Source organism: Aminobacter sp. P4_D5 (assembly GCF_056401815.1).
This window is the reverse complement of the sequence record NZ_JBFUIP010001268.1, coordinates 1-543: the sequence shown is the minus strand read 5'-3', so window position 1 is coordinate 543 and position 543 is coordinate 1. Positions and strand designations below refer to the sequence as shown.

Annotated in this window: 1 protein-coding gene; it reads right to left on the bottom strand. The window is 65.1% G+C overall.

All coding sequences use genetic code 11. The features are described 5' to 3' along the window. The coding region (locus tag AC1DWF_RS37870) for a sulfatase-like hydrolase/transferase (protein WP_476843546.1) at positions 1-426 on the bottom strand (426 nt) is incomplete at its 3' end. Between the last annotated feature and the right edge of the window lie 117 nt (positions 427-543).

Here is a 543-nt window from a genome sequence, read left to right as displayed (position 1 = left end):
AAAATACCCGTCCATCGTCGGCTCGAAGGCGCCGACGCTGCGGAACCCGTCCATGAGGTCGCCGAGATAGGTGAAGCGCGGATCGCGCTCACTGCTTTCGCGCGGATCGGGTGTGGTGGTGGTGTAGCCGATCAGCGCCGGGTCGTAGCCGATGCGGCGCAGCTGCTTGGCGAGGTTGGTGTGCCTCGCGTCCAGCGGCACCGTGTTCTGCACGGCACGATGGTTCATCAGGTAGAGGCCCGTCAGCAGGCTCGCGCGCGCGGGGCCGCAGGGGACGGTGGTCGTGACGTGGTTCCGGAAGGTCACGCCCTCGCGGCAGAGCCGGTCGAGGTTCGGAGTCCGCAGGAAATCCGCGCCGAGATTTGCGAGAAAATCCGCCCGCCACTGATCCACGACGATCAGCAGCACGTTGCGCCGTTCAGTCATCACGCCTCACTCAATCTGCGGGCGTKGGCCTACCCTCCAGAGGCGATGAACCGATGACGGAATGGTTTCAGAACCGTGAAACCGGGCCCTTATCCCCCGCTCATCGCGGTGAGGATG